General features: G+C 63.9%; 20 protein-coding genes. 11 read left to right on the plus strand and 9 right to left on the minus strand.

The annotated features are described in order from the left end of the window. Positions 1-142 precede the first annotated feature (142 nt). Positions 143-487: an RcnB family protein gene (locus ACZ0AJ_RS02180; RefSeq protein WP_258836388.1), complete on the plus strand. Its 345-nt coding sequence runs from the start codon at positions 143-145 to the stop codon at positions 485-487. A gap of 64 nt (positions 488-551) precedes the next feature. On the opposite strand, the gene ACZ0AJ_RS02185 is transcribed toward ACZ0AJ_RS02180, so the two are convergent. The 4 genes from ACZ0AJ_RS02185 to ACZ0AJ_RS02200 all read right to left on the minus strand — a co-directional run bounded on the left by ACZ0AJ_RS02185 (position 552) and on the right by ACZ0AJ_RS02200 (position 5148). Continuing rightward, positions 552-1787 carry a polyhydroxyalkanoate depolymerase gene (locus ACZ0AJ_RS02185; protein WP_499453725.1) on the minus strand — a complete coding sequence of 412 codons (1236 nt, stop codon included), beginning with the start codon at positions 1785-1787 and terminating at the stop codon, positions 552-554. A gap of 247 nt (positions 1788-2034) precedes the next feature. Beyond that, positions 2035-3132, minus strand: a complete 1098-nt coding sequence (locus ACZ0AJ_RS02190; protein ID WP_258836386.1) for an NAD(P)/FAD-dependent oxidoreductase — start codon at positions 3130-3132, stop codon at positions 2035-2037. 120 nt (positions 3133-3252) lie between these two features. Then, entirely contained in the window at positions 3253-3576 is a 324-nt protein-coding gene (fdxA, locus tag ACZ0AJ_RS02195) for a ferredoxin FdxA (protein WP_183549368.1), read from the minus strand. Between the two features lie 255 nt (positions 3577-3831). Next, a complete protein-coding gene (locus ACZ0AJ_RS02200; RefSeq protein WP_499453728.1) occupies positions 3832-5148 on the minus strand; it encodes a hypothetical protein in 1317 nt (438 codons plus the stop codon). Positions 5149-5325: 177 nt separating this feature from the next. On the opposite strand from ACZ0AJ_RS02200, the gene ACZ0AJ_RS02205 reads away from it, so the two are divergent. After that, positions 5326-5604, plus strand: coding sequence for a polyhydroxyalkanoic acid system family protein (locus ACZ0AJ_RS02205; RefSeq protein ID WP_258836384.1), 279 nt, complete (start codon positions 5326-5328; stop codon positions 5602-5604). A gap of 25 nt (positions 5605-5629) precedes the next feature. Here the strand turns inward: ACZ0AJ_RS02205 and ACZ0AJ_RS02210 are convergent, their stop codons facing one another. Beyond that, a complete protein-coding gene (locus ACZ0AJ_RS02210; RefSeq protein ID WP_183549378.1) occupies positions 5630-5884 on the minus strand; it encodes an acyl-CoA-binding protein in 255 nt (84 codons plus the stop codon). A 182-nt stretch (positions 5885-6066) separates the two neighbouring features. Further along, positions 6067-6423, minus strand: a complete 357-nt coding sequence (locus ACZ0AJ_RS02215) for an FKBP-type peptidyl-prolyl cis-trans isomerase (RefSeq protein ID WP_183549381.1) — start codon at positions 6421-6423, stop codon at positions 6067-6069. Between the two features lie 140 nt (positions 6424-6563). Here ACZ0AJ_RS02215 and ACZ0AJ_RS02220 point away from each other — a divergent pair, with 140 nt between their 5' ends. From ACZ0AJ_RS02220 to ACZ0AJ_RS02235, 4 genes are all read left to right on the plus strand, one after another. Then, a complete protein-coding gene (locus tag ACZ0AJ_RS02220; RefSeq protein ID WP_499453730.1) occupies positions 6564-7442 on the plus strand; it encodes an EI24 domain-containing protein in 879 nt (292 codons plus the stop codon). Positions 7443-7814: 372 nt separating this feature from the next. Then, positions 7815-11144, plus strand: a complete 3330-nt coding sequence (locus ACZ0AJ_RS02225; protein ID WP_499453732.1) for a transglycosylase domain-containing protein — start codon at positions 7815-7817, stop codon at positions 11142-11144. Beyond that, complete coding sequence (locus ACZ0AJ_RS02230; RefSeq protein WP_499453734.1) at positions 11141-12544, plus strand: TAXI family TRAP transporter solute-binding subunit; 1404 nt, start codon at positions 11141-11143, stop codon at positions 12542-12544. The genes ACZ0AJ_RS02225 and ACZ0AJ_RS02230 overlap by 4 nt, the downstream gene beginning before the upstream one ends. Positions 12545-12614: 70 nt before the next feature. After that, positions 12615-14588, plus strand: coding sequence for a CocE/NonD family hydrolase (locus ACZ0AJ_RS02235; RefSeq protein ID WP_499453736.1), 1974 nt, complete (start codon positions 12615-12617; stop codon positions 14586-14588). Between the two features lies 1 nt (position 14589). Here ACZ0AJ_RS02235 and ACZ0AJ_RS02240 read toward each other — a convergent pair whose 3' ends face one another. Next, complete coding sequence (locus tag ACZ0AJ_RS02240) at positions 14590-15045, minus strand: rhodanese-like domain-containing protein (protein ID WP_499453738.1); 456 nt, start codon at positions 15043-15045, stop codon at positions 14590-14592. A 317-nt stretch (positions 15046-15362) separates the two neighbouring features. On the opposite strand from ACZ0AJ_RS02240, the gene glnA reads away from it, so the two are divergent. From glnA to corA, 5 genes are all read left to right on the plus strand, one after another. Then, positions 15363-16778: a type I glutamate--ammonia ligase gene (gene glnA / locus ACZ0AJ_RS02245; RefSeq protein ID WP_183549392.1), complete on the plus strand. Its 1416-nt coding sequence runs from the start codon at positions 15363-15365 to the stop codon at positions 16776-16778. A gap of 196 nt (positions 16779-16974) precedes the next feature. After that, a complete protein-coding gene (locus ACZ0AJ_RS02250) occupies positions 16975-17490 on the plus strand; it encodes a DUF4124 domain-containing protein (protein ID WP_499453741.1) in 516 nt (171 codons plus the stop codon). Beyond that, positions 17487-18587, plus strand: coding sequence for a nitrogen regulation protein NR(II) (glnL, locus tag ACZ0AJ_RS02255; RefSeq protein ID WP_343024625.1), 1101 nt, complete (start codon positions 17487-17489; stop codon positions 18585-18587). The genes ACZ0AJ_RS02250 and glnL overlap by 4 nt, the downstream gene beginning before the upstream one ends. A 65-nt stretch (positions 18588-18652) precedes the next feature. After that, positions 18653-20161 (plus strand): nitrogen regulation protein NR(I), encoded by a 1509-nt coding sequence (gene ntrC, locus ACZ0AJ_RS02260; RefSeq protein WP_499453743.1) that lies wholly within the window; start codon positions 18653-18655, stop codon positions 20159-20161. Positions 20162-20231: 70 nt separating this feature from the next. After that, positions 20232-21200 carry a magnesium/cobalt transporter CorA gene (gene corA / locus ACZ0AJ_RS02265; protein WP_499453745.1) on the plus strand — a complete coding sequence of 323 codons (969 nt, stop codon included), beginning with the start codon at positions 20232-20234 and terminating at the stop codon, positions 21198-21200. On the opposite strand, the gene ACZ0AJ_RS02270 is transcribed toward corA, so the two are convergent. Beyond that, on the minus strand, positions 21195-22004 hold the full coding sequence (locus ACZ0AJ_RS02270; RefSeq protein ID WP_499456706.1) for an EamA family transporter: 810 nt from the start codon (positions 22002-22004) through the stop codon (positions 21195-21197). The genes corA and ACZ0AJ_RS02270 overlap by 6 nt on opposite strands. Positions 22005-22057: 53 nt before the next feature. After that, positions 22058-23674: an NAD(P)/FAD-dependent oxidoreductase gene (locus ACZ0AJ_RS02275; RefSeq protein WP_499453747.1), complete on the minus strand. Its 1617-nt coding sequence runs from the start codon at positions 23672-23674 to the stop codon at positions 22058-22060. Positions 23675-23957 lie beyond the last annotated feature (283 nt).

Consider the following 23957-nt stretch of genomic DNA (forward strand, 5'->3'; position numbering starts at 1 on the left):
TCCGCCAAAATGCCGGGCGCTGCGGTGAAACCCGGCGCGCCGGCATGGCGTCGAAACGGATGCATCACGTGCGTGGTCAATCGAACAGAGGTGTTGGCCGTAACCTGCTGTACTATAAACCGATCCACCGACGAGGACTGACATGAACGAATTGATCGCCCCGTTGCTGTTTGCTGCCATTTTTTCTGCAGGTGACAACCTGCACACGCGCAACACCAAGGACAGCCATGCCACGGCGCCGCCCGAGCATACCGAGGTGGCGCTGGAGCTGCCGTCGCTGTACCGCAGCGTCGAATCCAGCGGCGAGTTGCGCCGTGGCGAGCGTCTGCCCGCACGCTATCAGGCGGTCCAGTACGTGGTCGAGGACTGGCGCAAGCTGCGCCTGACCAAGCCACCGCGCGGGCATCAGTGGGTGCAGGCCGATCGCAGCTTCGCGCTCGTGGCCATCGCCACTGGCCGGGTCGAGCAGGTGGTGCTGGGGCGCTGAGCGTATCTAGATCACAAAAAAAATGCCATGGCGCTTGCCATGGCATTGTTCATTCAGCGGTCGCTTATTTGTTGTCGCGGATGAATTGTGTGATCTTCGGACAAACGATCTCGCGCCAGCGGCGGCCCGAGAAGATGCCGTAGTGGCCGGCTTTCTCGACGACAAACGCCTGTTTTTTCTCGGCCGGCACGCCACTGCACAGGTCGTGCGCAGCGCTGGTCTGGCCGATGCCCGAAATATCGTCCAGCTCGCCTTCGACGGTGAGCAATGCCACCGTTTTGATGTCCTGCGGGCGCACCAGATTGCCACCGACGTTCCACGTGCCTTTCGGCAGGCTGAAATCCTGGAACACGGTCTTGATCGTGTCCAGGTAGTACTCGGCGGGCATGTCGAGCACGGCGTTGTATTCATCGTAGAACTGGCGGTGCGATTCGGCCGAATCGTCGTCGCCCTGCACCAGGTGCTGGTAGAACTCGCGGTGGCTCTGGGCGTGGCGGCCCGGGTTCATCGCGATGAAGCCGGCGTGCTGCAGGAAGCCGGGATACACCTTGCGGCCAAAGCCCGGGTAGTTGCCCGGCACCGAATAGATCACGGTGTTCTCGAACCACGAGAACGGCTTTTCGACGGCCAGGTCGTTGACGGCGGTGGGTGATTTGCGCGGGTCGATTGGGCCGCCCATCATCGTCATCGTCTTCGGCAGCTTGGCGTCTTTCTCGCTTGCCATCAGCGCGATCGCGGCCAGCACCGGCACGGTCGGCTGGCACACGGAGATCACATGCACGTCCGGGCCCAGGTGACGGATGAAGTCCTGAATGTAGAAGATGTAATTGTCGAGGTGGAACGGGCCGTCGGACAGCGGCACCATGCGCGCGTCGGTCCAGTCGGTGATGAACACGTCATGGTCGACCAGCAGCGCCTTGACCGTGTCGCGCAGCAGCGTGGCATGGTGGCCGGACAGCGGCGCGACGAGCAGCACGGTCGGCTGGGCGAGGGCGGCGATGCCGGCGGCGGGCAAGTCCTTCTTGAAGTGCAGCAGGCTGCAGAACGGCTTTTCGAGCACGATCTCTTCGACGATGCCGACTTCTTCGCCCTTGATGGTGGTGGTCTTCAAACCGAATGCCGGCTTCTGGTATTCCTTGCCCAGGCGGTACATCAACTCGTATCCGGCGGCGATCCGCTGCGAAAACGGGGTGTGTGCAAACGGCGAGACGGGATTGGAAAACATCTTCGACGACGCCTCAGCCCACTGCATGAGTGGGGTCAGGAAGGAGCGTTGCATTTCGTGCAATTGGTAAAGCATAAATAAATCCTTCTATTAACTGCGCGCGCCGCAAAAGATTTGCGTTGAAGCTTCAACGATTATAGGGGATTTGCTTTTGGCTTGTGGAAACCTGAGCGGGCATGATGCTGAAGCATGCTGCACTTGTAGCATATTTACCCGTGCGCGCTTCGTTGGGCATCCCACATAAAACAAAACGCCCCGCGATGCGGGGCGTTTTAACGGGACGTTGTCGTTGCGATGTTACTGAACGACGGTGACCGGCTGTTTAGTCGAAGACTGGCGTCTCGACGCCGAGGATCTTGTGCAGTTTTGGCGACGTGGTCGTGTACTGCATGTGGATCTTCTTGTCCGGGAAGATGTAGGGTGCAGCGCCGAACGCAGCCAGTGCCGCTTCGTGGAAGCCCGACAGGATCAGCTTTTTCTTGCCCGGATAGGTGTTGATGTCGCCGACGGCGAAGATGCCCGGGACATTCGTCTCGAACTTCTCGGTGTCGACCACTTTCAGCTGCTTGCGCTCGATGTCCAGGCCCCATTCGGCGATCGGGCCCAGCTTTGGCGACAGGCCGAAGAATACCAGCAGCATGTCCAGCGGCACGCGGCGGGTGACGCCGTCGGCGCCGGTGACCTTCACTTCGGTCAGCTTGCCGTCTTTTTCATCGAAGCCGGTGACCTGGCCGGTGATCAGCTGCATTTCGTATTCGTCGCACAGCGCCTTCATCTTGGCCACCGAGCTCGGGGCCGCGCGGAAGTCGTCACGGCGGTGCACCAGCACCACGGACTCTGCCTTGCCGACGAAGTTCAGCGCCCAGTCGAGCGCCGAGTCGCCGCCGCCGCAGATGACGATGTTCTTGCCGTCGAAACGTGCCGGATCCTTGACACGGTAGAACAGCTGTTCGTTTTCGAACTTGTCGATTGCGTCGACCTTGATCGTGCGCGCCTGGAACGAACCGACGCCGGCAGCGATGAAGATGGTCTTGGTGATGAACTGGGTACCGGTCGACGTCTCGACATTGAACCGGTTGTCTTCACGGCGCTGCACGCCGGTGACTTCCTGGCCCAGGTGGAACGTTGGCTCGAACGGCTCGATCTGCTTGAGCAGGTTGTCGGTCAGTTCCTGGCCGGTGCAGACCGGCACGGCCGGAATGTCATAGATCGGCTTGTCCGGGTACAGTTCCACGCACTGGCCGCCAACGGCTGGCAGCGAATCGATGACGTGGGCCTTGATTTCGAGCAGGCCCAGTTCGAAGACCTGGAACAGGCCGACCGGACCGGCGCCGATGATGACGGCATCGGTCTCGATGGCGCCGGCGAACGAACTGTTGGGAGCGATGCTGCCCGCTTCGTGGGTGGCACTGATAGTCATGCGCTTAAATCCTGTGATGTTTGAATGGTGAGGCGAGGGCGGCCGGAGCCGCCACGCGTAACGCCCGCGCGACCGGCGCCGGCGCACAACAGCCGGCGCGACGGCGACCTGACCGCCCGATCAGCGAACCAGTTGGTCGAGCTTGTCCGTGACGTCTTTCCACTTGTCGGCCTCTGGCAGGGCGGCTTTCGTCTTGGTAATCGACGGCCAGAAGCGCGACAGATCGGCATTGATCTTGATGAACTGCTGTTGATCGCCGGGCACGTCTTCTTCGGCAAAGATTGCATTCACGGGGCACTCGGCGACGCACACGGCGCAATCGATGCACTCGTCGGGATCGATGGCGAGGAAATTCGGGCCTTCCCGGAAACAATCTACCGGGCATACATCGACGCAGTCGGTGTAACGACAGCTGATGCACGATTCGGTGACAACGTGGGTCATAACAGTCCTATCAGTTGGTGGGGTGTCGCATTGCCGGGCGCACGAGGGCCGGCCGGACAAGACAAAGCACTGTATTTTAGGGCAATTCGGGTTTTCTCACAAACTCGCTTATATACACAATGGACATAAGCAAATGACGAGCTGTACCGCACGGGCGTGCGGTTCGCGCACGGGTGCGGCGTCAGGCAGCCTGGCGCAAGGGTACCAGCAGATTGTGCCATTCGCTGCCGCCGATGGCGGTGCGTGTGCTGATGCTTATGCTGATGCGCGCAGCGACGCGTGGGCGGCCAGGGCGGCCATGGACGTGGACAGACTGGCGCCGTGGTCGTATTCGGGCAATTGCATGGTGCCGCAGCAGGCGTGCCGGTCTTGCCGGGCGCCAGGGGCATCGCACACACAGGCCGCCAGCGGCGCGCCGGGCAGGTACACGTCTTCGGTTGTGCCGGCTGGCGCTGCGCCGGTCTCGACCACTTCGCGCCGGCTGAACTGGTTGCGGATGAAGCCGCCATACGCAGCGGGCTTGCCATCGGCCGCGACCACCACCAGCATGGCGTTGACGACGTCGGCGAACGTGGCGGCCGAGTCGGGTGCGCCAATCAGCGCGCGCAGCAGCACGCCGCCCAGGTAGGCCGCCACCCGGTGCAGCACGGCGGCGTCGTCTTCGCGCTCGGGGTTGCGCTCATGGGCAAACAGGTCTGCCAGCACGTCGTACACGGCGCCCGTAAACACCTGGGAGATGGCATGCACCTGGGTGCCCACCTGGCTCAGGCGCAGGTCGTTGTCGGCATTGCGCAAGCCGTTGCGGTTGCCCAACGCCAGCCCGAACTGCTCGGCGACGTCGCTCAGGAAGGAGGTGTCGTGCAGATTGGCCTTGGTCTGGGCGACGAGGGCTTCGCACTGATCGAACTGCGACAAGGCAAGGAAAATGGCAGTGAGGTCGCCAAACGATTCGTGCAGACCGCCCGTCTGGGGCGGGGCGTCGGCCTGCAGCCAGCGCGGCTTGATGCCGTCGAGGATCGCGTGGGCAGTCTCGTGCGAGACGATATCGAACGAACGGCAGGTGAACACCCGCCCGGCGCCGCCGGCGGGGACGAAGTCGCCGAACTTCAGGCAGCCCTGGGTGCGGCTGTAGAACGCGTTCATGATGTCGGGCAGACCGTGGGGGAAGACGCGCAGCGGGCTGCTGTCGATGCTGCTGTTCCATTGCCATGGCAGCGGCATGGCGACGCCAGCTGTTGCCAGCACGCGCTGGTACATGGTCAGGGTCTGGCGCACGACGGCAAAGGTGTGCACGGCGTCGAACTGGGGCGTGTCGGCCTGGGTGACGAAGTCGCCGGCGGCATTCGGCTCGACCTGCTCGATGCCGGGCACGCCGGGCGCGATGCGGGCGTCGCGCGGGCCGGCCAGCACGGCGCCTGGCAAATACGCCGTGCGGGTGCCGATGGCGCCCACCGACGGGTCTTGCTTCCACATCAGCACGCGGGCACCGAAGGCGTGCGGCAGTGGCTCGGCATCGACGGGCGGGTCGGGCTCAAGCGGCGCCTCGAAAGGTTGCTGGAGATGCATATCCATGAAGGCTCCTCGCGTCATGATGGCGTTCGCTTTCATGGTCGCGCGCCATGACGGGCACGCTTTGAGACGCGTCAATTGCGGCGTGACGAATGCATCAGTTCTAGCGAACTCTGGCATACGACCGCGTCAACTGGCATCATGGCGGATTGTTCGCAATATTTAGGAAGGAATGTCCCGATGGCGGAAATCAGCATCGTCCAGCAACACACCCTGAGCCCGGCTGCGGCGCGCACGGCGGCCGAGCAAGTGGCGCAGCGTATTGCGACCGAGTATGGACTGGCATGCCAGTGGGATGGCGACGTGCTGCGCTTCGAGCGCAGTGGCGTGGAGGGCGCATTGACGCTGGAAGACCAGCAGGCGGCGATGCGGATCAACCTGGGATTCTTGATGGGCGCCTTCGCGCCGGCCATCGAGGCCAAGGTGGCGGAGAAGATGCGCAAGACCTTCACCGCCTAGTACCCTAGTACATTGATTCGTTGAATCAGCCTTTCAGCTCTTCGATCAGATCGATGTATTGCTGCTGGGCTTCTTCTTGCGACGTGCCGGCCAGACCGGCCCAGGCGTCGAACTTGGCGCGTGCCACGAAATCGGTCATGCCCGGACGCTCGCCGGTCGCGTCGCCGCTCGAACCCTGCTTGTACAGCGCATAGATCTTCAGCAAGGTCATATTGTCCGGACGCTCCGACAGATTCTTCGAATCGAGCTGGGCCTGGGTGAATTGTTCTTGGACGCTCATGGAAACTCCTGTGATGGTGGGTTGCAGTCTTGTCGCTCGGACAAGGCGGCAGGCATCTTAGCGCAGGAGGTGGGGACGACCCGGGGATTGCGCCGTACTTTAGAGGGGAACTTCAAATGCGGTGCGGTACCTGCCATGCGCCGCCGGAGAGGCGGTGCATGGCAGCGAAGCGATGCTATGGCTTAGACAGCCAGCAGGTCGACGTCGAAGATCAGGGTGGCGTTTGGTGGAATGACACCGCCGGCGCCGCGCGCGCCATAGCCCAGGGCTGCAGGGATGGTCAGGCGACGCGAGCCGCCGATTTTCATGCCTTGCACGCCTTCGTCCCAGCCGCGGATGACCTGGCCGGCGCCGAGTGCGAACTCGAACGGATCGCCACGGTCTTTGCTCGAATCGAACTTGGCGCCGAGGCTGCCGTCGTCGTTGCGCAGCCAGCCGGTGTAGTGCACGGTGACGTGCTGGCCAGCCTTGGCTTCGTCGCCGGTGCCGGTGACGAGTTCTTCGTATTGCAGGCCAGAATCGGTAGTGATGGTGGACATGGTCTTCCTTGTTGTTCAGATTGAACGGCGATTGTAGTGCATGGGTCGGGAAACCGCCATTGTCCGGGCCAGCCGTGCGCCCGTTGCAGCCCGGCGCGCTCCCGTAGAATGCGCTCTTGACCTTTCCAACTGGAGTAGCCATGCCGCATGCCGACAGCGCGACCGTGATTCCGAGGACCGCTCCGATGAAGGGCGTCCTGCTTGCCTGGCGGCGCGCGCTGCGCTCGCAGTTCAGCGGCCGCATGCTATTGCTCTCGCTGGTCCCGCTGCTGCTCTCGCTCTCGCTGTGGGGCGTGGCGATGTGGCTGGGCCTGCAGCCGCTGCTCGATTGGCTGCACGGGCTGTTTACTGACTACGGCGGCTTCGATGCAAGCAACAGCATGCTGGGCATGGTCGGTCTGGGCATGCTCAAGGTCATGGTCGTGCCGCTGCTGGCAATTGCCTTGCTGCTGCCCCTGATGATTGCCTCGAGCCTGCTGTTCATGGGCATCGTCGCGATGCCGGCCATCGAGCGCCACGTGAGCGGCCGTCACTTCCCCGCGCTCGACAGGAAAGAGGGCGGCTCGTTCGTCGGCAGCCTGGCCATCAACGTCGGTAGTACGGCCGTGTTCGCACTGCTGTGGCTCTTCACGCTGCCGCTGTATGCCATCCCGCCGCTGGCCTGGCTGGTGCAGGCCGGCCTGTGGGCCTGGGTCACGTCGCGCGTGATGAGCTATGACGCGCTGGCCGCGCACGCCAGCGGGGCCGAGCGCCAGGTGCTGATGCGCACCTGCCGTCCGGCGCTGCTGACAATCGGCCTGGTCTCCGGCCTGGCCGGCGCGCTGCCCGGCATCGCGTGGATGGGCGGGGCAGTGATCTCGGTCGTGCTGTTCCCGGTGCTGGCGCTGGTGTCGCTGTGGCTGTACATCATGCTCTTTTTGTTTGCCGGGCTCTGGTTCCAGTACTACTGCCTGCAGGCACTGGCAGAGTTGCGCGCGCAGCAGATTCCAGCACATCCCGGCGCTGGCGCGTCCATCTAAATCAGTGGTGCGCGGTGCACCGGTACCGTGTCGGGCGCGTTAACTGCCAGCGTCGACCGTGCATACGGCGCTTGATGCGTTGCTGCCAACAGTCGTGACGCACGGGCATCGCTTGCGGCCATGCTATTTAACCAACCCGTTGTTTTTTTGCGAAAATATTCCGGTATAGGCCGATTTGTTAAACGGTATCTCGCGTCTATCTTATTGATGTGGTGGAATATTACCTATGGACGGGGCGATCTGGAGTGGGATTGCACTGCTGAAATTTGTGAACTAACAGACACCACAATCACTCGAACGGACCAGCAGCAATAGATGGCGAGCAGGTTGGCGGGGGTTGCAAGCGTTTTGATTCGGACCGGTTAAGCCATCATGGAAAGTATTCGTCGCCTCGTGCGACCAAACAATGTATTCGGCAAGCGCGCCGCCACCTCGCGGAGCGAACCGACCATGGACGGCGCAGTTGCTGCGCCAGTCGTCGCCGCAGCCGGTGCTGCAGCGTCGGGGGCGTCTGCGTCCCCGTCCGTGCCGGATTCGGCGGGTGACGTTCCCCTGCACGATGCCTTCCCGCACCTGGCCGACAACGGCCACGGCAACGGCGGCGGGCCGGGCGACCCGTCCGGCGGGCCGGATGGCTCGCCGCCAGCACCGCGCAAGCGCCGCTGGAAGCTCTGGCTCGCCCTGATCGGCTTGCTGCTGATCGCGGCCGCCGCCGCCTGGGCCGTGATGGAAACCCGCACCTCGCGCCTGCAGTCGAAAATCTTCGCCGACATGGCCAGCGAACTCACGTTCCGCATGGCCAATGGCCCGAGCGATTCGATCCGCTTCCCGGCCGCCAGCCCGTACGACACCCGCCTCGGTTACGCCGGCCTGCCGAAATACCTCGAGCGCCTGCAGACGCGCGACTACGCGATCGCGGCGCAGGCGCGCATCTCGCCGCAGATGGTCAAGATGGCCGATCTCGGCCTGTACGCCACCTACCACGAGAAAACCAAGGTCGGCCTCGAGATCCTCGATTGCCGCGCCCAGCCGTTGTTCACGTCGCGTTTCCCCGAGCGCTACTACGATAAATTCGACGCCGCGCCGTCGCTGCTGGTGCAAAGCCTGCTGTTCATCGAAAACCGCGAACTGCTCGACGCGAGCCACCCGCGCCGCAATCCGGCCGTCGAATGGGACCGCTTCTCGAAAGCCGTGTTCGACAAGACGCTGGCCAGTGTCGGCCTGGGCGGCGACGGCCGCGTGGCCGGCGGCAGCACGCTGGCCACGCAGATCGAAAAATACCGGCACTCGGCCGAGGGCCGCACCGGTTCGCTGACCGACAAGATCATCCAGATGGCCTCGGCCACGCTGCGCGCCTACCAGGATGGCGAAGACACCACCAACTCGCGCCGCCAGGTCGTGCTCGACTACCTGAACACGGTGCCGCTGTCGGCCAAGCCGGGTTACGGCGAAGTCAACGGCATCGGCGACGGCATGTGGGTCTGGTACGGCCGCGATTTTGCCAAGGTCAACGCGATGCTCAAGGGCCCGATGACGAGTCCGGACGCCGTGATGGCCTACAAAGAGGCGCTGTCGCTGATGATCGCCCAGCGCCGCCCCGCGTATTACCTGGGCGCCGGCGAGAGCGACCTGGAAACCCTGACCAACAGCCACCTGCGCGTGCTGACGCAGCAGGGCGTGATTTCGCCGCAACTGCGCGACGCGGCCCTGAGCGCCAACCTGAAACCGGCGCTGCACACGGGCGTGGCGCCGCCACCGGCAGACGCATTCGTCTCGCGCAAGGCAGCCAATGCGGTGCGCAACCACGTGGGTTACCTGATTGGCGACGCGCGCCTGTACAACGTCGACCGCCTCGATCTGTCGGTGGTCTCGACCCTTGACGGCAATGCCCAACAAGCCGTCACGACCGCGCTGCGCAAGCTGTCCGACGCCGAACACGCGAAAGAAGCCGGCCTGACGGGCAAGGGCATGCTCGGTAACGGCGACCCGGCGCAAGTGGTCTACAGCTTCACGCTGATGGAGCGGGGCGAGCACGTCAACTACCTGCGCGTGCAGACCGATAACTACGACCAGCCACTGGACATCAACGAAGGCGCCAAGCTGGATCTGGGTTCGACGGCCAAGCTGCGCACGCTGGTGACCTACCTCGACATCGTCGACCAGTTGCACAAGCGCTTTGGCGCGATGGACAAGATTGGCCTGATGGGCGTCGAAGTCGATGCGAAAGACCGCATGTCGCAGTGGGGCCTCGACTACTTCCGCACACTACCCGACGGCGCCGACCGCAGCCTCAAGCCCATGCTCGACGCCGCCATGGTGCGCAAGTACTCGGCCAATCCGGGCGAGCGCTTCTTTACCGGCGGCGGCGTGCACACGTTCGGCAACTTCAGCAAGCTCGACGACAGCCGCATCATGGACGTGAACCAGGCGCTGCGCAGCTCGACCAACCTCGTGTTCGTGCGCATGATGCGCGACGTCGTGCGCTACTACATGTTCCAGTTGCCGGGCTCGTCCGCGCAACTGCTGGCCGACGCTGACGACCCGCGCCGCGCCGCCTATCTGGCGCGCTTTGCCGACAACGAAGGCAAGGTCTTCATGGCCAAGTTCTGGAACAAGTACAAGGGCAAGACGCCGCAAGAAGTCGAGACGCTGCTGTTCTCCAGTGTGCGTCCGCTGGCTTCCAAGCTCGCGGCAGCCCACCGCACCGTGGTGCCGAACGCCACGCTGGCGCAGTTTGGCGCGTTCATCGATGCATCGGTCCCGGCCAGCAACGAGATCGATCCCGACCGCATCCCGAAACTGTACGAGACCTACGATGTCCGCAATATGTCGCTGGCCGACCGCGGCTACGTGGCGTCGGTGCACCCGCTCGAACTGTGGCTGGTGAGCTATCTGCGCACGCATCCAAAAGCCACCTGGTCCGAAGTGACGGCCGCCAGCGTCAAGGAGCGCCAGGAAGTCTACCAATGGCTGTTCAAGACGCACCGCAAGCACGCACAGGACAATCGCATCGCCGGCCTGCTCGAAGTGGAAGCGTTCCTGAAGATCCACGCGCAGTGGAAGAAGATGGGCTACCCGTTCGACTCGCTCGTGCCGTCGTACGCGACCACGCTGGGCGCCTCGGCCGACCGGCCGGCCGCGCTGGCCGAGATGATGGGCATCATCGTCAATGGCGGCGTGCGCAAGCCGATCGAGCGCATCGATTCGCTGCACTTTGCCAAGGCCACGCCGTACGAAACGCTCGTGCGCCGCAACAAGGGCGGCGGCAAGGAACAAGTGCTGGCACCTGAAGTTGCGCGCGCCGTGGCCGACGCCATCCAGGGCGTCGTCTCGGACGGTACCGCCAAGCGCGTCAAGACCGCCTTCCAGCAATCGGACGGCAGCATCATCGCCGTGGGCGGCAAGACCGGTACCGGCGACCAGCGCTTCGATGTGTATGCGCGTGGTGGCCGCCTGATCGAGTCGCGCTACGTGAACCGCTCGGCGACGTTCGTGTTCAACATCGGCGAACGCTTCTACGGCAGCATGACGGCGTATGTGCATGGGCCGCAGTCCGAGAACTATGACTTCACCAGCGCGCTGCCGGTGCAACTGCTCGTCACGCTGGCGCCAAGCCTGATGCCGATGATCGAGCCGCCGGTCGCGCCGGTGCCCGTGCCCGGCCAGGCCGTCGCCGCCGCGCCGCGGCAGTGCGTGCGTTGAGGCCAGGGCAGGATCTTCCGGGCGCGCCGGTCAAGGGGCTGCGCGCCCGCCTGCAGAACTTCAGCATCGTCTCGCTGCGCGACCTGGTCGTGGCCACCGGCCCGACGATCCTGATGGTCGCTGCGGCCGTCGTGCTCGCCTACTGGTGGGTCGACCCGGCACCGCCGCGCACGCTCCGGCTGGCCACGGGCCAGGAAAATTCCGCCTACGAGCAATTCGGCAAGCAATACGCCAGCGTGCTGGCGCGCGACGACATCAAGGTCACGCTGCGCGGCACGCTCGGCTCGCAGGACAATCTGCAGCAGTTGCTGGCCGGGCAGGCCGATGTCGCATTCGTCCAAAGCGGCTCGACCGACGACAGGACAGGCAACGCCGACAGCGTCGAGCGGCGCGGCCTGGTGTCGCTGGGCAGCCTGTTCACCGAACCCGTGTGGCTGTTCGTGCGCGACGAAGCGAAGGTCACGCGCTTGCCCGATCTGCGCGGCAAGCGCATCAACCTGGGGCCGGAAGGCACGGGCGTGCCGCGCCTGGTGCGCCAGCTGCTCGACGCCAACAATATCGCGCCGGGCGCATTGACGATCAGCGACCTGGCCAACACGCCGGCCACCGTTGAATTGCTGGCCGGGCGCATCGACGGCCTCGTGTTCAGCTCGGCGCCCGAAGCGCCGCTGATCCAGATGCTGCTGCAAACGCCGGGCATCCGCCTGTTCGATTTCTCGCAGGCCGAAGCCTATACGCGGCGCCTGCCATTTTTGACGCACGTGGTCCTGCCGCGCGGGATCGTCGACCTGGGCCGCAATATCCCGAACCAGGATTACCACCTGATCGCGCCGACCGCCACGCTCGTCGCGCGCGAGGAAATCCATCCGGCGCTGGTGGGCCTGCTGGTCAAGGCGGCGACCGAGATCCACGGCGGCGCCGGCTGGTTCCAGCAGCAGGGCCAGTTCCCGTCGCCGAAATACACGGAAATCCCGGTGGCGCCCGAGGCGGCGCGCTATTACCGCGATGGCCCGCCATTCATGCAGCGCTATATGCGGTTCTGGCTGGCCAACCTGGCCGAGCGGCTGTGGGTCGTGGTGGTGGCGCTGACGGCGCTGTTGATTCCGCTGTCCAAGATCGTGCCGCCGATTTACGTCTGGCGCGTGCGTTCGCGCGTCTACCGCTGGTACGGTGAGCTGCGTGCTATTGAACAGTCGCTCGAGGAGAGTGGGGCCGACGCCACCGACGCGGTGCGCAAGGAGTTGCTGGGCCGGCTGGACGGGCTGGAAGACCGCGTCAACCATATCTCGGTGCCGCTGGCCTATGCGGACGAGCTGTACCGCCTGCGCAGCCATATCCACCTGGTGCGCGAGCGGGTGCGCGGCGTGCACGAAGAGCAGGTAGCGCAGCCGGTGGCTTGAGCATGTCTTTTTGGAATTGACCGGGAATCCCATTACACTGGCGTCCCCAGTCATCTCTTCGAAGGCCGTCATGATCCGCCGCACGCTTCCCGCCCTTGTCCTTGGTTGTTGCCTTGCCGCTGGCCTTACCATCCCGTCTGCTGCAATTGCCGCGGACAGCGCCAAAGACAGCAAGCGCCCGACGCGCGAAGCCTATACCAAGTACGAATACCGGATCCCGATGCGTGACGGCGTGCAGTTATTCACGGTCGTCTACGTGCCAAAAGACAGCTCGCGCAGCTACCCGTTCCTGATGCAGCGCACCCCGTACAGCGCCGGCGTGCGCGCCGAAGGCGAACTGCGCTACGGCGTGGACTGGCTGCCCGAGTCGCTGGGGCCGTCGCGCGAATTCGAGGACGCCGGCTACATCTTCGTGAGCCAGGATGTGCGGGGCCGCTACATGTCCGAAGGCGTCTGGCAGGAAATGACCCCGCACGGCAAGGCCACGCCTGCCAAGGGGGAGGGCCGCGAGAGCGACGACATGCACGATACGGTCGCCTGGCTGCTCAAGAACATCCCGAACAACAATGGCAAGGTGGGCATCTGGGGCATCAGCTACCCGGGCTTCTACGCCGCTGCCAGCGTCATCGATTCGCACCCGGCGATCAAGGCTGCCTCGCCCCAGGCGCCGATTGCCGACCTGTACATGGGCGACGATTCGTACCACGGCGGCGCGTTCAAGCTGGCCGCCAACTTCGACTTTTATGCGGCCTTCACGGCGGCGCTCAACCCGACGCCGTTGCCGAAGACCGGCAGCGAATTCGATTACGGCGTGGCCGACGGCTACGATTATTTTCTGAAGCACCGCACGCTGGCGAATATCGCCGCCACGATGACCGACACGCAGCGCGAGCTGTTCATGCCGAACATCGAGCACGATACCTATGACAGCTTCTGGAAAGAGCGCGCCATCGGCCCGCACATCAAGAACGTCAAGGCGGCCGTGCTGACGGTGGGCGGCTGGTTCGATGCGGAAGACGCCGCCGGCCCGTTCATCGTGCACCGCGCGCTGGAAGCGCAGAACAAGGGCGGCAACCATGCGCTTGTGGTGGGCCCGTGGGTGCATGGCGGCTGGGCGCGCGGCGACGGCGCCCGGCTTGGCCACGTCAAGTTCGACGCAAAGACAAGCGAATGGTTCCGGCGCGAGGTCCAGTTCCCGTTCTTCGAGCAGCACCTGAAGGGCGTCAAGCCGGGCAAGACGCTGGCGCCGGTGACCGTGTTCGAGACGGGGTCGAATGTCTGGCGCCAGTACGACGCCTGGCCGCCGAAACCGGCAAAGGCGCGCACGCTGTACTTCGGCGCCAATGGCGCGCTGCGCTGGCAGCAGCCGACCGCGACGATGAGCACGACCACGGGCGCCGGTTTCGATGAATACGTGGCCGACCCGGCGCGCCCGGTGCCCTACATCGGTTACCCGGCGCTGGGCGTGCCGCGCGAATACATGGTGTCGGACCAGCGCTTTGCCGCCACGCGGCCCGACGTGCTGGTGTACCAGAGCGCCGTGCTGGAAGAAGATGTGACGGTTGCCGGGCCGGTCACGCCCAAGCTGTTCGTCTCCACGAGTGGCACCGATGCCGACTGGGTCGTCAAGCTGATCGATGTCTACCCGGCCAGCTTCCCGAGCCCGGCAGGGGAGCGGGGCGGCGATGTCGGCCCGCCCGCAGTGAGCCTGGGTGGCTTCCAGCAACTGGTGCGTGGCAATCCGCTGCGCGGCAAGTTCCGCAACAGCTATGAAAAGCCCGAACCATTCGTGCCGGGCAAGGTCGAGCCAATCAAGTATGAACTGGGCCAGGTGAACCACACCTTCCGGCGCGGTCACCGGATCATGGTGCAGGTGCAGAGTTCGTGGTTCCCGCTGATCGACCTGAATCCGCAAACGTTCATGCGCATTCCCGATGCCAAGCCGGGCGACTTCAAGAAGGCGACCCAGCGCGTGTACCACGCGCCAGGAACCGCGTCCGGGCTGGAGCTGCTGGTGCTGCCGAACCCGGGCAGCGCCAACTAGCTCAGGCGCCGACCCACGGCAGGCCGGCCGTGCACCAGCCGCCGATCGTCTTGCGGTGGCCATCGCCGTCGCGGTCGCCTTCGAACCCTTCCAGGATGTCGAAGGCGTTTGCATAGCCCAGCTCGGTCGCCACGCGTGCGCTGTGGCGCGAGCGCACGCCCGAGCGGCACAGGAACAGCAGCACGTCGTCCTTGTCGGCTACCTGTTCGAGCTGCGCGCCGAAGTCGGGATTGGGCGCGCCACCTGGATAGGTGGCCCACTGCACCGCCAGATGTTGCGCCTGGCCAATCGCAACGCGGCCGACCCAGTCGCGTTCGGCGTTGGTGCGCACATCGACCAGCTTGACGTCCGGGCTGCTCTGGAGCAGGGCGAACGCTTCCTGAGGCGTGACTGCACCAGCATAGGGCTGGTCAGCGCCACGCTGGCGCGCCGCCGTGAGGATCTGTTCTTTGGTCATGTCGGGTAGGTCCATTCGTCGTTGGTCATCGTCAATGCACCATCCTGGAGCGCAGCGGGGTGCGCTGAATTGGTGCAAGCACGTAGAATTGCTCGTTAGTGGTGCAAATTGGCGTACAGGTAAATCTTGCCATACGCCCCCGGTCGAGGCGATTTTATGGGTAAACTAACCCATTGCCCAAGAACGATTTGCGCATAGCCGCATGCACTGAAGTTGGCATCGTCGTTGACACCCAGTTGGCACATTTCGTGCTTCATCATGATGCAAGTTGTCGGTTCGCATAGACCGACATCCTTTTTTCAATTAGGAGATTCCGAATGGCAAAGTCCGCCGCAGATGTAATGCAAATGGTCAAAGACAACGAAGTCAAATTCGTTGATTTACGCTTCGCCGATACCCGCGGCAAGGAACAACACGTCACGGTCCCGGTGTCGCACTTCGACCTGGACAAATTCGAATCCGGCCACGCCTTCGACGGTTCGTCGATCGCCGGCTGGAAAGGTATTGAAGCGTCGGACATGCTCCTGATCCCGGATGCAAACACGGCCAATATCGACCCGTTCATGGAAGAGACCACGCTGTTCATGCAGTGCGATGTCGTCGAGCCATCGGACGGCAAGGGCTACGACCGCGATCCGCGCTCGATCGCCAAGCGCGCTGAAGCCTACCTGAAATCGTCGGGCATCGGCGACACCGCCTACTTCGGCCCGGAGCCAGAGTTCTTCATCTTCGACGCCGTGCGCTGGAAGCTGGACATGTCGGGTTGCTTCGTCAAGATCGATTCCGAAGAAGCATCGTGGTCGACCGACAAGGAATTCGAAGGCGGCAACAGCGGTCACCGTCCAGGCGTGAAGGGCGGCTATTTCCCTGTGCCACCAGTCGACTCGTTCCAGGACATGCGCTCCGAAATGTGCCTGATCCTCGAATCGATGGGCATCCCGGTTGAAGTGCACCACCACGAAGTCGCCGGCGCTGGCCAGAATGAAATCGGCACCAAGTTCTCGACGCTGATCGAGCGCGCCGACTGGACCCAGAACATGAAATACGTGATCTGGAACGTGGCCCACAGCTACGGCAAGACCGCGACTTTCATGCCAAAGCCAATGGCTGGCGACAACGGTTCGGGCATGCACGTGCACCAGTCGATCTGGAAAGACGGCAAGAACCTGTTCGCAGGCGACGGCTATGCAGGTCTGTCGGACACGGCGCTGTTCTACATCGGCGGCATCATCAAGCATGCCCGCGCCCTGAACGCGATCACCAATCCAGGCACCAACTCGTACAAGCGCCTGGTGCCAGGCTTCGAAGCCCCGGTCAAGCTGGCGTATTCGGCCCGTAACCGTTCGGCCTCGATCCGCATCCCGCACGTGGCGAACCCGAAAGGCCGCCGCATCGAGACGCGTTTCCCGGATCCACTGGCGAACGTCTACCTGTGCTTCGCAGCACTGATGATGGCCGGTCTGGATGGTATCCAGAACAAGATCCACCCGGGCGAAGCGGCAACCAAAGACCTGTACCATCTGCCGCCTGAAGAAGACAAGCTGATCCCGACGGTGTGCGCATCGCTGGAAGAAGCACTGGACGCACTGAACGAAGACCGCGAGTTCCTGACCCGTGGCGGCGTGTTCAGCGACAGCATGATCGATGCCTACATCGATCTGAAGATGCAGGAAGTCCAGCGCATGCGCATGACCCCGCACCCAGCCGAATTCGACATGTACTACTCGTCGTAATCGGTTCATCCAGGCTGGCGCGGATGTGCATCGCGCCAGCCTGGCGGGTAGAACAAACGCGGGGAAAGCCATGCTTTCCCCGCGTTTTTTGTTGCTTGGGGCTTATATTCCTTGGGGTATAGTCGGGCGCATCTACAATAGCGTGCCCTTGCGACCAACCGGGATGGGAATGACAAATAGTGTGTTTCAGGCCAGTGTGGCCGTTTTTACCGCCGTGTTTGCCTCAGTGCTGCTGTGCGCCAGTGCGCACGCGCAAATCTACCGTTGTACCGATGCCAATGGCCGGCCGCTGTACACCGATACCAAGGTCGGCAAGTGCCAGCTGATCGACACCGGCTACAGCGCGCCGCCGGCAGCTTCGGTCCCGATTCCTGCACCGCGCTCGGCGGGCGGTGGGGGCGGGTCATCCGCGTCGAATTCCGCGCCGACGGCGGCCCCGAGCGCGGCCCAGTCGAACTTCCCGCGCGTGGACAATGTGCTGCAGCGCGCCCGCGACGACGAGCGGCGCGAGATCCTGGGCGATGAGCTGCGCCTGGAAGAACGCAAGCTTACCGACCTCAAGCGCGTCTTCAACAACGGCGAGCCGGAGCGTCAGGGCAACGAGCGCAACTACGCCAAATACCAGGAGCGTGTGGCGTCCATGCGCGACGAAATCAACCGCAGCGAACGCAATATCGAAGCGCTACGGCGCGAGATCGGCAATATCAGATGACCCTGCCTCCGATGGCCCCACCCGTGTACGACCCGGGCAACCCGGCACGTTTCGCCGGCCTGGACTTGCTGGCCTCGGCCGTGATGATGACCGGGCCCGATGGCGAAGTGGTGTATGCCAACGCCGCCGCCGAAAACCTGATGGAGCTGTCGTTCAAGTCGCTGCAGCGCCATCGCCTGCCCGAGCTGTTTACCAACGGCGCCGAGATTGGCGTGTTGATCACGCAGGCGCTGGTGCACCAGTACGCCGACCTGCGCCAGGACCTGACGCTGCAGAGGAGCGGGCGCGAACCGCTGCACGTGAACAGCATCGTCAGCGCGCTGGGCGACGGCACGGCGCTGATCGAACTGCGCGAGAACGTGCAGCAGTTAAAGCTCGACCGCGAAGAGCGCCTGATGGACCAGAGCCAGGCCAACAAGGAGCTGATCCGCAACCTGGCGCACGAGATCAAGAACCCGCTGGGCGGCATCCGCGGCGCAGCGCAACTGCTCGAACTCGAGCTGCCGCCGCACCATCTGCTGGAGCTGCAGGAATACACGCAGGTGATCATCAAGGAAGCCGATCGCCTGCAAACGCTGGTCGACCGCCTGCTGGCGCCGCACCGCAAGCCGCACATCGTCGGCGACGTCAATATCCACGAAGTGTGCGAGCGCGTGCGCAGCCTGATCCTGGCCGAATTCCCGCAGGGGCTGTCGATCCGGCGCGATTACGATGCGTCGATTCCCGAGTTTCGCGGCGATATGGAGCAGCTGATCCAGGTGGTGCTGAACATCGCCCACAACGCTGCGCAGGCCGTCGCCGGGCGCATTGCGCAGGGCGACGCCGAGATCGTTTTGCGCACCCGCGTGGCGCGCCAGGTCACGCTGGCCAAGGTCCGCTACGGGCTGGCATTAGACTTGCATATCATCGACAATGGACCGGGCATCGCGCCCGATATCCGCGACCGCATTTTCTATCCGCTCGTATCCGGGCGTGACGGCGGGAGTGGCCTCGGACTGACGCTGGCGCAAACGTTTGTGCAGCAACACCTGGGTGTGATCGAGTGCGAAAGCCGGCCTGGACTGACGGATTTCAGGATCCTGCTGCCCCTGCCATAAGCGGGAGAAAGCGGATTGCACCGGCCAGTCCTTTATTGAATCCATGTTGCGGGAAGCACGAAACCATGAAACCAATCTGGATTGTCGACGACGACGCATCGATTCGCTGGGTCCTTGAAAAAGCCCTGGCACGCGAAAGTCTGGAGACCCGCAGTTTCGCCAATGCGCGCGAAGCCATGACCGCTTTTGAAACCGACACGCCGCAAGTGCTGGTGTCGGACATCCGCATGCCGGGCGAATCCGGCATCGACCTGCTGCAGGCCGTCAAGGAACGTCATCCGGGCCTGCCGGTCATCATCATCACCGCCTTCTCGGACCTCGATTCGGCGGTGTCCTCGTTCCAGGGCGGCGCCTTTGATTACCTGGCCAAGCCATTCGATATCGACAAGGCCGTCTCGCTGATCCGGCGTGCGTTAGAGGAGAGTCTGCGCGAAGCGAGCGTCGAGGCGCCACCGGCCGAAACCCCCGAGATCCTCGGCCACGCGCCGGCGATGCAGGAAGTGTTTCGCGCCATCGGCCGCCTGTCGCAGTCGAACGTCACGGTGCTGATCACGGGTGAATCGGGCACCGGCAAGGAGCTCGTGGCGCGCGCGCTGCACAAGCACAGCCCGCGCGCGCAGCAGCCGTTCATCGCGCTCAATACGGCAGCGATCCCGAAAGACCTGCTCGAATCCGAACTGTTCGGCCACGAGCGCGGCGCGTTCACCGGTGCGCAGGCAATGCGGCGCGGCCGCTTCGAGCAGGCCGAGGATGGCACGCTATTCCTCGATGAAATCGGCGACATGCCGTTCGACCTGCAGACGCGCCTGCTGCGCGTGCTGTCCGATGGCCACTTCTACCGCGTGGGCGGCCACCAGCCGGTCAAGGCCAATGTGCGCGTGATTGCCGCTACCCACCAGAACCTCGAACAGCGCGTGCGCGACGGCTTGTTCCGCGAAGACTTGTACCACCGCCTGAACGTGATCCGCCTGCGCCTGCCGTCGCTGCGCGAACGCAACGAAGACATTCCCGTTCTTACGCGCCACTTCCTGGTGCAAAGTGCGCACCAATTGGGGGTGGAGCCCAAGCGCATGAGCGAGCAGGCAATGCGCTTCCTGTCGGGCCTCGAGCTGCCGGGCAATGTGCGCCAGCTGGAAAACCTGTGCAACTGGATCACCGTGATGGCGCCGGGTCAGACCGTGGAGGTCAAGGACCTGCCGCGCGACCTGACCCAGGGCCAGGCGCCGCTGACAGGGAGCAGCGTGCCGAACGTGGTGCCGCTGTCCGACGGCATCGTCAGCGCCGGTGCGCAGCCAATGGCATCCGGCGGTGGCGTCGTGCTGCAGACCGCCGGCGCGCAGTCGCCCGAAGGCTGGCTGGGGCTGCTCGAATTGCAGGCGGCCGGCATGCTCAGCGCAGGGCAGATGGACGTGATGGATATCCTGGGCCGCCAGTTCGAATCGGCCCTGATCCGCACGGCGCTCAAGCACACGCACGGGCGCAAGAACGATGCGGCCATGCGGCTCGGGATCGGGCGCAACACGATCACGCGCAAGATCGTGGAACTGGGGATCGACGGCGCGCGCGAAGAGTAAGCTTTTAGATGGCAGGGCGTTGGTGTAAAGTCCTGCATCGGCGCATTGCGCCCGTTCCATTTTCTACTCAATGCTGATCAATTGCGTCGCCTACCAGGAAGGCAAGAAGCTGTCCGATATCCCGGTCGAGGATATCAGCGAATACATCAAGTTGGAGGACACCTTTGTCTGGGTCGCGCTGCGTGACCCGGGCGTTGCCGACATCGCCCTGATGCAGGAAGAATTCGGCCTGCACGAACTGGCGGTGGAAGACGCACTGCGTGGTCACCAAAGGCCCAAGCTCGAAGAGTATGGCGATTCGCTGTTCGTCGTCGTGCAGATCGTCGAGCTGGTGGGCGACGAGATGTCCGTCGGCCAGTTGTCCGTTTTCGCCGGCCCCAATTACGTGCTGTCGGTGCGGCGTGACGCCAACCAGGGTTTTCTCGGTGTGCGGGCGCGCGCCGAGCGCGAACCGCACCAGCTCAGGAAAGGCGCGGGCTTCGTGCTGTACGCGCTGGTCGACGCCGTCGTCGACCGTTATTTCCCCGTGGTCGACACGCTCGAATCCGAGCTCGAATCGATCGAAGACCATATCTTTTCCATGCAGGGCAAGCAGCGCGACAATGTCGAGCGCCTGTATGACCTGAAGCGCAAGGCGCAGACGCTGCGCCACGCCGTGGTCCCGCTGATGGATGCGCTGGGGCGCCTGTACGGCGGGCGCGTGCCGGCCGTGGTGGATGAGACCCAGGAATACTTCCGCGACGTGCACGACCACCTGCACCGCATCGCCGGCCGGCTGGACGCCGTGCGCGACACGATCAACACCGCAATCCAGGTGACGCTGTCGATGGTAGCGATCGAAGAAAACGAAGTGAGCAAGAAGCTGGCGTCGTACGCGGCGATCTTCGCAGTGTTTACCGCGTTCGCCGGTGTGTGGGGGATGAACTTCGAATTCATGCCCGAACTGAAATGGAAGTATGGCTACCCGTTCGCGATGCTGACGATGATCTGCGTGTGCGGCTACCTGTATCGCAAGTTCAAGCGGGTGGGGTGGTTATAGGGGCTGGCGCTTGCCGGCCGTGGCGGCTGCGCCGCCAGACGCCACGATGACGAGCAGGATCGCCAGCCACTGCAGGCTGGTCAGGCGTTCTCCGAGCCAGATGAAGCCGGCCAGCGCCGCGATCGCCGGTCCGCTGCTGACCAGGATGCCGAACACCCGCTGCGGCAGGCGCCGCAGTGCCATCATCTCGAGTGAGTAGGGCAGGGCGGACGACAGCAGCGCGACCGCCACGCCGCCCGCCAGCATGGCCGGCGTGAACAGCGCCATGCCCGCATGCGCCACGCCGAACGGCACCGCGAACACGCTCGCCGCCAGCAAGCCCCAGGCCACGGCCTGGCCGCTGTTCAAGGTCGAGACGCGCTTGCCGAACACGATGTACATCGCCCAGCAGAACGCGGCCGCCAGTGCGTACGCGATGCCGGCCGGATCCAGCTGCGTCGCGCCGGCCACCGGCAGCAGCAGCCACAGGCCGACGCCGGCGCAGACCACCCATACAAAATCGCGCGCATGCCGCGACGACAGGACCACGACTGCCAGCGGCCCCGTGACCTCGATTGCCACCGCGATCCCCAGTGGGATGCGCTCGAACGCGCGGTAGATGCACAGGTTCATCGCGCCCAGCATCAGGCCGTACACGAGCAGGTTGCCCACATCGGCGCGCGCCGGGCGCCCAAAGCGCCAGGGCCGCACGATGGCCAGCAGGATCAGCGCCGCCAGGCCTACGCGCAGCGCAGTGACGCCTTCGCTGCCGACGGCCGGAAACAGCCCCTTGGCCCAGGCCGCACCCGCGTTGACCGACACCATCGAGGCCAGGATCGCCAGACCCGGGCCCCATGCCGCATATCGGCCAGCCGCGTTCAACGCGGCGCCATGGCCAGCGCCACCGCTTCTGCCACGCGAATGCCATCGACCGCCGCTGACATGATGCCGCCCGCGTAACCGGCGCCTTCGCCGGCCGGGAACAGGCCGCGCGTGTTCAGGCTTTGCAGGTCGTCGTTGTTGCGCCGGATGCGGATCGGCGACGAGGTGCGTGTCTCCACGCCCGTCAGCACCGCGTCTTCCTTGTAGTAGCCCTTGATCTGCTTGTCGAAGGCGACAAACGCTTCGCGCATCGCGACGATGGCATAGTCGGGCAGCGACGTGGCCAGGTCGGTCAGGTGCACGGCCGGCAGGAACGACGGCGTGACCGAACCGAGCGACGTGGATGGCCGGCCTGCCACGAAGTCGCCCATCAGCTGGCCCGGTGCGTCATAGGTCGAGCCGCCCAGCACGAATGCGCGCGATTCGAGCTCGCGCTGGAAGGCGATGCCGGCCAGCGGGTGGCCCGGGAAATCCTCGGGCGTGATGCCAACCACGATGGCGCTGTTGGCATTGCGCTCGTTGCGCGAATACTGGCTCATGCCGTTGGTGACGACGCGGCCTTCTTCGCTCGACGCGGCCACCACGGTGCCGCCCGGGCACATGCAGAAACTGTAGACCGAGCGGCCATTGGATGCGTGGTGCACGATCTTGTAGTCGGCCGCGCCCAGCAGCTTGTTGCCAGCGTTCGGGCCGAAGCGGCAGACGTCGATCAGCGACTGCGGGTGTTCGACCCGGAAGCCGATCGAGAACGGCTTGGCTTCGATGTACACGCCGCGTTCGTACAGCATCTCGAAGGTGTCGCGCGCGCTGTGGCCGATGGCGATCGTCAGGTGACGGGTGGGGATTTCTTCGCCGCTGGCCAGGCGCACGCCGACCACCTGGCGCACGCCGCCGGTTTCTTCGATCAGGACATCCTGCATGCGCGTATCGAAGCGCATTTCGCCGCCCAGGTTGATGATCTCGGCGCGCATCTGCTCGACCATCTTGACCAGGCGGAAGGTGCCGATGTGCGGCTTGCTGACGTACATGATCTCTTCGGGCGCGCCGAACTTGACGAACTCGGTGAGCACCTTGCGGCCGTGGTGGTTGCTGTCCTTGATCTGGCTGTAGAGCTTGCCGTCCGAGAAGGTGCCGGCGCCGCCTTCACCGAACTGCACGTTCGACTCGGTATCGAGCTTGCGCTTGCGCCAGAAGCCGAAGGTGTCGACGGTGCGCTCGCGCACCACCTTGCCGCGCTCGAGCACGATCGGGTTCAGGCCCATCTGCGCCAGGATCAGCGCAACAAACAGCCCGCATGGACCGGTGCCGACGACGACCGGGCGCGGGGTGCCGGGCGCGGGTTTGGCGGCATTGACGAACTTGTACTCGACGTCGGGGGCGGGCATGACGTGCGGGTCGCGCAGTTTTGCCAGCACGGCCTTGTCGTCGGCAACGGTTGCGTCGATCGAGTAGATCAGGACGATGGCGGATTTCTTGCGCGCGTCGTAGCTGCGCTTGTAGACAGCAAAGTCGAGCAGCTCGGCGTCAAGGATGCCAAGACGGGCCAGGATGGCGTCGCGCAGGGCGGCGTCCGGATGGTTCAGGGGGAGTTTGAGTTCGTTAATACGCAGCATGGGAGTGGTTGCTAGTGAGGCAACAAAATGAGAGCGGCAAAAGCCGTTATTTTACCCTGCCGTACAGGCACCAGCCGGTAAGAGGGATAAAAAAACAAACAGTCTATAATATGTAAATACACAGGGTTTGTGATCTTTCGACATTCTCACTGGGAAGCCCTGGTTTTGATTTGAAACGTGCGAAATTACAACGAACTTTGTGGAACTGTCGCAACGTTCAAGCGCCGAAATTCATAAAAAATAACGTGCCTCGGGTGGCGCAAAAGTGCACTGCAGCAGGGAG

The organism is Telluria sp. AC161 (genome assembly GCF_979258535.1).